The organism is Saccharopolyspora aridisoli (assembly GCF_004348445.1).
Lineage (GTDB): Bacteria > Actinomycetota > Actinomycetes > Mycobacteriales > Pseudonocardiaceae > Saccharopolyspora > Saccharopolyspora aridisoli.
The window spans coordinates 1-9,004 of sequence record NZ_SMKV01000066.1 but is presented as its reverse complement, the minus strand read 5'-3'; the positions used below and the strand labels follow the sequence as shown (position 1 = coordinate 9,004).

The window sequence follows — 9,004 nt, the reverse complement described above, 5'->3', positions numbered from 1 at the left end:
GGGGTGGGTTGGTGGTGAGATTGACGCCGTCCCTCAGGTGGGTGACTCTTGGGTTGTGGGGCCGGTTGTGGATCGGTTCGAGCCTTACGGCCTGTCGCATTGGGTGCTGATGGTGCTCATCCTGGCCGGGTCGCTGGTCCTCGTCGTGCTCGGGAGGGGAATCCACGAGCAGGCCCTGGAGCGGTGGTGCCGGGCGTTCGCGGTCGTGGTGCTGGGGTTCAACGTTCCGCTGCTGGTGTTCCGGTTGATGCCGGGGGAATGGGACGTCGCCGAGTCGCTGCCGCTGCACCTGTGCGACCTCGCGTGGGTGGTGGCCGCGTGGGCGTTGTGGACGCGGCGAGCGACCCCGCACGCCCTGCTCTACTTCTGGGGCCTGACGCTGACGCCGCAGGCGATCATCACCCCGGCCCTGGACTCACCCGACTTCCCGCACGTCAACTTCATCGAGTTCTGGGGCCAGCACCTGCTGGTGATCTGGGCGGCGTCCTTCCTGACATGGGCGGTCGGGATCCGGCCGACGTGGCGCGGGTACTGGATCTCGGTCGGGGTCACCGTCGCGTGGGGCTTGGCGATGCTGGTGTTCAACGAGGCGGCCGGCACGAACTACGGCTTCGTCAGCAGCAAGCCGGAGAACCCGTCGCTGCTCGACCTGATGGGCGGCTGGCCGACCTACCTCGCGGTGGAGCTCGTCGTCGGCATGGCCGCCTGGGCGTTGCTCACCTGGCCGTGGACGCGCAGCCGGGAGCCGGTCACGGCGCCTTGAAGTCGTGCTGCCGCCAAGCCTCGTAGACCGCGACAGCGGCGGAGTTGGCGAGGTTCATCGAGCGGATCCCGGGCAGCATCGGGATGCGCACCCGCATCGAGGCCGCATCGATGAGGTCGTCCGGCAGTCCGGTGGACTCCGGGCCGAACAGCAGGACGTCGCCGGGCCGGTAGTCCACGTCGACGTAGGAGGCGTCGGTGCGGGCCGTGAACGCGATGACGCGTTCCGGGCGCAGCTCCTCCCAGCAGGCTTCCAGGCTCGGGTGGACGTGCAGCGCGGCGCGGTCGTGGTAGTCCAGCCCGGCGCGGCGGAGCTTCGCGTCCTCCACGGAGAACCCCAGCGGCTCGACCAAGTGCAGCGCGGCGCCGGACCCGGCGGCCATCCGGATCGCGTTCCCGGCGTTCCCGGGGATCTCGGGGTGGTAGAAGACGACGTGGAACACTCGAAAATGCTTTCACACACCCCACGAGACCGCCCATCACGGGTCAGGCGCTCACGACTCGCCGGGACCGGGCCGCCGGGCCCTCGCCGGGACGGGGGTGTCTGGTAGAGAAGAGGCATGGCAGGTGGACAGCCGCGGAAGCGGAAGGAGGAGACCGAGCGCACGGCGGCGGCGAGCAACCCGGTCGCGCGCGTGCTGGTCGACGTCCCGCTCCCGGCTCACCTGGACCGCCCCTTCGACTACCGCGTTCCCGACCGGCTCGACGCCGACGCGCAGCCGGGCTGCCGCGTGCGGGTGCGGTTCCGCGGCAAGCTGGTCGACGGCTACCTGCTGGAGCGCGACGAGAGCACCGACTTCAAGGGCAACCTCGCCTGGCTGGAGCGGGTGCCCTCGCCCGAGCCGGTGCTCACGGCCGACATGCTCGCCCAGGCGCGAGCTGTCGCCAACCGCTACGGCGGCATGCTCGCCGACGTCGTGCGACTCGCGATCCCCCCGCGCAGCGCCGCCGCCGAGAAGTCCGCGCGCCGCGAACCGGTTCCCGCGCCGGAACGTCCGGAAGCGCATGCGTGGCAGCGATATCAGCACGGTCGGTCCTTCTTGGACGCCCTGCACTCCGGGCGTCCCGCTCGCGCGGTGTGGCAGGCGCTGCCGGGGGAGGACTGGCCCGCCCGGCTCGCGGAAGCCGCCGCCACCACGGCGTCCGCCGGTCGCGGCGCGCTGATCGTCGTCCCGGACCACCGCGACCTCGCCCGCCTGCACTCCGCTTGCGCGTCGCTGCTCGGCGACGACGTGGTGACCCTGACCGCCGAGAGCGGACCGGCGGAGCGCTACGGGCACTGGCTCGCCGCGCTGCGCGGATCGGCACGGGTCGTCATCGGAACCCGGGCCGCGATGTTCGCCCCGGTCCGCGACCTCGGGCTGGCCGTGGTCTGGGACGACGGCGACGACCTGCACAGCTACCCGCAGGTGCCCTACCCGCACACCCGCGACGTGCTCACCCAGCGCGCACACACCGCCGGCTCCGCGCTGATCATCGGCGGTTTCGCCCGCACCGCCGAGGCAGCGCTGCTGGTCGAAACCGGTTGGGCGCACGAACTCGTCGCCCACCGCAACGAAGTCCGGGCAGCTGCGCCGCGCGTCACCTCGATCGGCGAGGACGACACCCAGCTGGCACGCGACCCGGCGGCCCGGGCCGCCCGACTGCCCTCGGTGGGGTTCGAGGCCGCCCGCGCCGCCCTCTCCAACGGCGCCCCGGTGCTCGTCCAAGTACCCCGACGCGGTTACGTCCCAGCGCTGGCCTGCGGAGATTGTCGCGAACGCGCCCGCTGCCGGCGTTGCGCGGGTCCTCTGGCACTGCCCGGTGGAACTGAGGACGGCATGCCCAAACCGGCCGCCTGCAGCTGGTGCGGAGCCGCCGAGGCCGCGTTCAAGTGCCCCCAGTGCGGTTCCCGCCGGTTGCGCGCGACCGCCGTCGGCGCCGGTCGCACCGCCGAAGAGCTCGGCCGCGCGTTCCCCGGGTTCCCGGTGCGCACCTCCGGTGCAGGTGACGTCCTCGCCGACGTCCCCGCGAAACCGGCGCTGATCGTCTGCACGCCCGGCGCCGAGCCCGTCGCCGAAGGCGGCTACGGCGCCGCGCTGCTGCTCGACGGGCGCACCCTGCTAGGCCGACCCGAGCTGCGCTCCGCCGAAGCCGCGCTGCGACTGTGGTTCGCCGCTGCGACCCTGGTCCGGCCCGGTGGCGACGGTGGACGGGTCGTGGTGATGGCCGAATCCTCGCTGCAACCCGTGCAGGCACTGGTCCGCTGGGATCCCGCCTGGTACGCGGCGCAAGAGCTCGCCGAACGCGCCGAACTCGGCTTCCCACCGGCTCGCCGCGTCGCCGCTGTCGACGGAACACCCGACGCCATCGAGGCGTTGCTGGACTCGGCGGACCTGCCCGCCAGCGCTGAAGTGCTCGGACCGGTGCCGATCGGGGAAGTCGACGAGGACGGCAACTCGGAACGCGAACGCCTCATCGTCCGCGTCGACCGCGCCGACGGCAGAGCCCTCGCGAGTTCCCTGCACGCCGCGCAGGCAGTGCGTGCGGCGCGGAAGGCCACCGAACTGCAGGTCCGCCTCGACCCGCTGGAGATGCTGTAGTGGCCCGGATCTTCCTGGAGACCGCGCGGATGGTGTTGCGGGAGCTGACCGAAGCCGATGCCGACGGCTTGTTCCGCATGAACAACGACCCCGAGGTCATGCGCTACCTCAACGGCGGGTTGCCGGCCACCTTCGACGAGGTTCGGCTGAAGGCACTGCCGATGTACAGAGAGCGGTACGACCTCTTCAACGGCCACGGTGTCTGGGCCGCCGTCGACCGCGACAGCCACGATTTCCTGGGCGTGTTCAAGTTCCACCCGCAGACCCCCGATGAATCCGACCACTTCGAGCTCGGCTACCGGATGCTCCGCTCCACCTGGGGTGGCGGTCTGGCCACCGAAGGCGCGCGGGCACTGGTCGACACGGGCTTCACCGAACTCGGCCTGCGCCGGGTCTGGGCTCAGACGATGGCGGTCAACACCGGCTCCCGGCGGGTCATGGAGAAAGCCGGGCTCCGCTACGTCCGAACTTTCTTCAGCGAATGGCCCGAGGGGCCCATACCCGGCGCCGAACACGGCGACGTCGAGTACGCCATCACCCGAGAACAATGGCTCGCCCAGCAATGACCTCACGAGCTCGCCAAGCCCGGACCTCCGTGTCCCGGCTCCGCTCCCGGCATGGGCTCGACTCGGATCTCGCTGACGAGGTCCCCCGTCTCGGCCCACCCCGTGCGAGCCCTGACCCTGGTTCCTCCACGGGCGTACTCGCGGACGCTGATCCTCGGCACCCCGGTTTGCCCGCCGTCGTGGGAGATCAGTGAACGGGAGGTGGGGTTCGCGGCGCGGTGCGTTGAGGATCGATCAGCGTTCAGAGCAGCGGCGCGACGCCGAAGTCGCTGGACGAAGGGCGGTCAGCGATCCCGCGGGTGATCGGATGTCGTCCTCGCCCGGTCGGTCCGTTGCCGATGACCACCGCCGGCGTGAGCCCAGGCCCTCTGGGTCGTGCTGATCAACGGCCGGTTCTGGTCCGCACCTTCCGTGTCCGCCTCCTTCCTGTCTGGTCAGTTCGGACCAGAACTGCGGGCTGTCCGGCTCAGAGGCTCGTCGCGCGGGCGGGGTCGGAGCGGGCCGTGCGGAAGTCGATCGCTCGGTCCAGCACCGTGACCAGGACTTCCTTGGTGGCCTGCTTGCTCCGGGCGTCGAAGGTGAGTACCGGGATCTCCGGGTCCAGGTCGAGGGCGGCGGCGAGCTGGTCCGGTTCGTGGCGCGGGGCGCCGTCGAACTCGTTGATCGCGACCACGAACGGGATTTCCCGGTCCTCGAAGAAGTCCAGGATCGCGAAGCACTGGTTGAGCCGCTCGGTGTCGACGATGACGATCGCTCCCAGCGCGCCGAGCGCGATGCTGTCCCACATCGGCCAGAAGCGGTCCTGGCCGGGAGTTCCGAACAGGTAGAGCTTCGGACCGCTGGGCAGGTCCAGCCGGCCGAAGTCCAGGGCCACCGTCGTGGTCGTCTTGTCCTGCAAGCCCGCCAGGTCGTCGATCCCGACGCCCGCCTCGGTGAGGACCTCCTCGGTCCGCAGCGGTTCCCGATCGGTGAGCTTGGTGATCATCGTGGTCTTGCCGACCCCGAAAGCCCCGGCGATCACGATCTTCGCCGAGGCCGTGTTCGGGTCAAAGGTTCCGGACATCGTTGCGAAGCCTCTCTACGAACGAAACGTCAGGCCGGTCGGTGCGCGGCGCGGTCACCCGCAGCAGGCCGCGGTCGACGAGATCGCCGACCAGCACGCGCGCCACCGAGATCGGGCTTTCCAGCTCCGCGGCGATCTCCGCCAGCGACACCGGTTCCGAGCACAACTCCCGCACCGTCGTGGCGCTCAGCGACACGTCGTCGACGGTGGTCTCGGTAATGGCGTGCAGCAGAGCCGACACGTCCAGCTCGTCGCTGGTGACATCGGTGCGCCCGCCGGTGTGCACGTAGGGCCGCACCAGCGGTCCGGGCTCGTCGTCTTCCCACTCGGCCATGCCGGTCACCGCCGCGCCGGAGTGGCCAGGTGCGAACCGACCTGCGAGACCAGCTCCTCGACCGCCGTGGCCGCCAGTTCGAGGTCAGCGCTCGCCGGGACGACGACCAGCAGGCCGGTGCGCTCCGCGACCTGGCTGAGCATCAGGAACGCCTCGTCGCTCTCGATCAGCGTGCCCCGCACACCGCCGGAACCGGTGTGCGCGCTCGCGCGGGCAACCATGCTGTTGATGGAGGCTCCCAGGGCGGCCAGCGCGTCGGCCTCGTCCTCGGGCATGCCCGAGGACGAGGTGGGCAGGCCGTCGGCCGAGAACACGATCAGCCCCCGGACATCGGGAACCTGCCTGCGGAAGTCTTCGAACAACCAGCTCAGGTTGTCGCTGCTCACGAACGTCCCTCCTGCTCAGCACGCGCGCGTCGGATCTGGTTCATGAACGCTACCGCCCCGGACGACTGGTCATCATCTTCGGAAACCGTTCCCCCGGTGGAGGATTCGCCCGGTCTGCTCTTGAGCCGCGCGAGCGTGGTGCCGCGCTTGCGCTGCGGCAGGCCGCCCGCCGAGTCCGGTTCGGACACCGTCGAGGTGCTGTGGGGTCGGCGGCGCATCCGGATCGTCGTCTCGGCGCTGCGCTCGCGCTTCGCGGGCACGTGCTCGGCGATGATCTCGCCGGGCAGCGCCACCGAGGCGCGCGTGCCCGAACCGTCACCGGGGTGCAGGCTGACGGCGATGCCGCGCCGCTGCGCGAGCCGGCTGACCACGACGAGACCGAGTCGCACGTCGTCCTGCACCGAGGTTGCGGTGAAATCCGGTGGCGCGGCGAGGGTTCGGTTGAGCCGCTCGCGGTCGGGCTCCTTCAAGCCCAGACCCCCGTCCTCGATCTCCACCAGCACGCCTTCGTCGTCGGTGCGCTCCACCCGCACCACCACCGGCGAGTTCGGCGGCGAGAAGCGGGTGGCGTTGTCCATCAGCTCCGCCAGCACCCGGATCGTGTCGGTGACCGCCGGGCCCTTGACCGCCACCGCGGGCACTGCGCGGACGTTGAGCCGCGTGTAGTGCTCGGTCTCGCCGATCGCCGACTGCACGAGCTTGCCCAGCGGTACCGGGTCGCGCCAGCGGCGACCGGGCCGGTCACCGGAGAGCACCCGCAGGTTCTCGATCTTGCGCCGCAGCCGGGTGACCGTGCTGTCGACCTGCAGCAACCGCCGCAGCTTGGTCGGGTCCTGCTCGTCGTGCTCAGCGGCGTCGATGAGCACGATCGCCTGCTGGATGAGCGTCTGCTGCCCGCTGGCGATCGCGGCGATGGCGTTGCGGAACGCCGCGTGCGTCCCGGCCTCGTTGATCGTGGCGTCGATGGTGGCGCGCTGCGATACCTCCATCGCGTCGGCGACCTGGCCGATCTCGTCGCGACCGAAGTTCAGCTTGCCGAGCTCGCCGTCGACGTCGACGCGCTTGCCCTCCCGGGCGCGCTCCAGGATGGGCGGCAGCAGGTCGTTGGTGCGGTGCAGCACGGCGTCCCGCAGCCGTGCCAGCCGCGCCAGCACCTGCTCGGTGACCCCGATGTTGCGCCACGAGTACCACCAGCAGCCGGCTGTCACCGCGACCGCGACCAGCACCACCAGGATCGTCCAGACGAACTTCGCGTAGCTCCGCGTCATGCCCAGCGTGATCGCGTGGTCGGACTGGGCCATCGACATCGCGTTGAGCTCGCGGCCCACGGTGGTGACGTCGGTGTGCCAGGCCCGCTGCTGCTCCGGCGACATCGCGTGCACCGCGTCGGCACCGGCCGCGACCAGCTGGTCCTCCACGGCGGTGAGCCGCTGCCAGGCTTCCGATCGGATCAGCTCGCGGTAGCGCTCCTGCACCTGCGGCGCGGAGTGGGCGCTCTCGGCACGAATCCGGCTGCGGTAGGTGAACACCCGCTCGGCGAACGCGAGGTGCTCGCCGGCGCCAAAACGACCCGAGTCCACCGCGGCCCCGCCGATCATGGCGGCGCGCTGCATCAGGTCGGAGGCGCGCAGCAGCTCGGTGGCGGTGATGCCGTCTTGGGTGACCTGGATGTCGTGGGCGAGGCGGGACTGGGTGTCGAACAGGTCGATGCCCGAGTCGATCACGGAGTTGAAGTGGTCGACTGTCTCGCGGCGGTTGAGTTCGCTGCCCTGCGCGAGCAGGCGGTGCTGCGGCAGTTCGGCCATGCGGCGCTGGAACTGCGCGGTCTCCTCAGCGATCGGCCCCGGTGCGTATGCCGTCAGCGAGTCCAGCGTGGCGTTGAGCTCGGCGATGTTGCGGTCGGTCTCGGCACGCGCGGCGGCCAGTTCGGCGGGCGGGATCTCGGCCCGCACCGACAGGTCGCGCTCGTGCTGGAGCGCTTCGAAACCGCGCATCGCGGACGTACCGGCCTCCTTGGCCGCGACCCCGATCCTCCAGACGACGAGCGATTCGACCCCCTGCGGCACCGTCGAGGACAGCAGCACGACCGACAGCAGCACGATCGGCAGCGTGAGCGCGCGCGAAAGACGCCTCTTGATGGTCCGGTGATGAGTCTCGGCGTCCTGTGACGTCACCAGCGGAAATCCCCTCCGGTTTCAGCGGCGATGATGAGTGCACGGACGCTAGCAGCTGATCAACCCTGCGTGTCGCGGATCGGCAGTCGTGCGAACGCATGTGGCACGTTCATACCAACTCAGGCTACGCAGTGGTCACGATCAGCATGCGGAACCGCAAACCGAGCAACCACTCCGCGCGGCTGCGCCCGCGGGAATCCGGACGCAACCGCGCGAAGTGGTGTCAGTAGCGCTGGACGTTCGGCGCTCCCGGCGCCGGCTGGGCGCCCGCCGAGTGCGGTGCCGAGGTCTTGGCCGGATCTCCGTCGGAGGTGTAGCGCGACGCCGGGTCGGCGGCGAGCTTGTCGAGCCAGGCCGCCGAGCCGTAACCGGCGTCCTCGCCGATCGGGCCCTGCGAGCGGATCCGCGGGACGTTGGCGGGGTCGAAATCGGTGGCGAACGGTGACGGAGCCGGGTTCGAGCCCACCAGCATCACGCTCGTGTGGTGGTAGGTGACCCCGTCGGCCGAACCGTCGGAAGCCAGCCGCTCGTCGTCGGGGTGCATGCCCAGCGGCAGCGCGATCGAGTCCACCCGCAGACCCGGAACGGCGTCGGTGATGACGCGCTGCATCCCGGCGATCTCCTGCTGAGCCTCCGCTGACGAGACCCGGCCGAGGTTGGGGTGGTTCATCGTGTGGTTGCCGATCTCGAAACCGTTGTCGTGCAACCAGGCGAGACTGCGCCGACCGGTGGGCTCCTCGAACGGCGGGTTGAACACGTACATCGTTGCCACTGGGCGGAAGTCCGGGTTGGCCCGAGCCACCGAGAGCAGGATGCCGACGGCGGATTCCGGCGCAGGGTTCCCCGCTGGGTCCACAGTGAACTGGGAGGTCGAACCGTCGTCGAAGGTCAGGACCACCGGGTGCTTCCCCGCCGGGATGTCGATCTTCCCGGAGGCGTACTCGGTGGCCGTCACCGGAACGTAACCCTCGCGGGCCAGCCGTTCCAGCTCTGCCCGGAAATCGGCGGGAGTGCGGTCGTACACGCTGCTCGGAGCGGGTGTGATGCGGTGGTACATCAGCACCGGAACGTCCCCGAGCTCGTTGGCCCCGACCGATGCGGGATCCGGTGGTGGCGGGGGAGCGGGCGGTGCGGCGG

At 70.6% G+C, this 9,004-nt stretch carries 9 protein-coding genes; 3 read left to right on the top strand and 6 right to left on the bottom strand.

Features of this window, described 5'->3' with window-relative positions; all coding sequences use genetic code 11:
• Positions 1-67: 67 nt before the first annotated feature.
• Positions 68-763: a YwaF family protein gene (locus E1161_RS26750; RefSeq protein ID WP_132627515.1), complete on the top strand. Its 696-nt coding sequence runs from the start codon at positions 68-70 to the stop codon at positions 761-763.
• Here E1161_RS26750 and E1161_RS26745 read toward each other — a convergent pair.
• Positions 750-1,205, bottom strand: coding sequence for a tRNA (cytidine(34)-2'-O)-methyltransferase (locus E1161_RS26745; RefSeq protein ID WP_132627514.1), 456 nt, complete (start codon positions 1,203-1,205; stop codon positions 750-752). The two genes, E1161_RS26750 and E1161_RS26745, sit on opposite strands and share 14 nt — an antisense overlap.
• A gap of 117 nt (positions 1,206-1,322) precedes the next feature.
• Here E1161_RS26745 and E1161_RS26740 point away from each other — a divergent pair, with 117 nt between their 5' ends.
• Both E1161_RS26740 and E1161_RS26735 read left to right on the top strand, forming a co-directional pair.
• Positions 1,323-3,344 carry a primosomal protein N' gene (locus tag E1161_RS26740; RefSeq protein WP_132627513.1) on the top strand — a complete coding sequence of 674 codons (2,022 nt, stop codon included), beginning with the start codon at positions 1,323-1,325 and terminating at the stop codon, positions 3,342-3,344.
• Positions 3,344-3,910, top strand: coding sequence for a GNAT family N-acetyltransferase (locus E1161_RS26735; RefSeq protein WP_235875329.1), 567 nt, complete (start codon positions 3,344-3,346; stop codon positions 3,908-3,910). Before E1161_RS26740 ends, E1161_RS26735 begins: the two co-directional genes overlap by 1 nt.
• Before the next feature lie 466 nt (positions 3,911-4,376).
• Here E1161_RS26735 and E1161_RS26730 read toward each other — a convergent pair whose 3' ends face one another.
• The 5 genes from E1161_RS26730 to E1161_RS26710 form a co-directional block, all read right to left on the bottom strand.
• Positions 4,377-4,973 (bottom strand): GTP-binding protein, encoded by a 597-nt coding sequence (locus E1161_RS26730; RefSeq protein WP_132627512.1) that lies wholly within the window; start codon positions 4,971-4,973, stop codon positions 4,377-4,379.
• Positions 4,957-5,307, bottom strand: a complete 351-nt coding sequence (locus E1161_RS26725; protein ID WP_132627511.1) for a DUF742 domain-containing protein — start codon at positions 5,305-5,307, stop codon at positions 4,957-4,959. Before E1161_RS26725 ends, E1161_RS26730 begins: the two co-directional genes overlap by 17 nt.
• A gap of 5 nt (positions 5,308-5,312) precedes the next feature.
• A complete protein-coding gene (locus tag E1161_RS26720) occupies positions 5,313-5,693 on the bottom strand; it encodes a roadblock/LC7 domain-containing protein (protein WP_132627510.1) in 381 nt (126 codons plus the stop codon).
• On the bottom strand, positions 5,690-7,867 hold the full coding sequence (locus tag E1161_RS26715; RefSeq protein WP_132627509.1) for a sensor histidine kinase: 2,178 nt from the start codon (positions 7,865-7,867) through the stop codon (positions 5,690-5,692). The genes E1161_RS26720 and E1161_RS26715 overlap by 4 nt, the downstream gene beginning before the upstream one ends.
• 223 nt (positions 7,868-8,090) lie before the next feature.
• Positions 8,091-9,004: polysaccharide deacetylase family protein (locus tag E1161_RS26710; RefSeq protein ID WP_235875328.1), on the bottom strand; the 914-nt coding region annotated here is incomplete at its 5' end.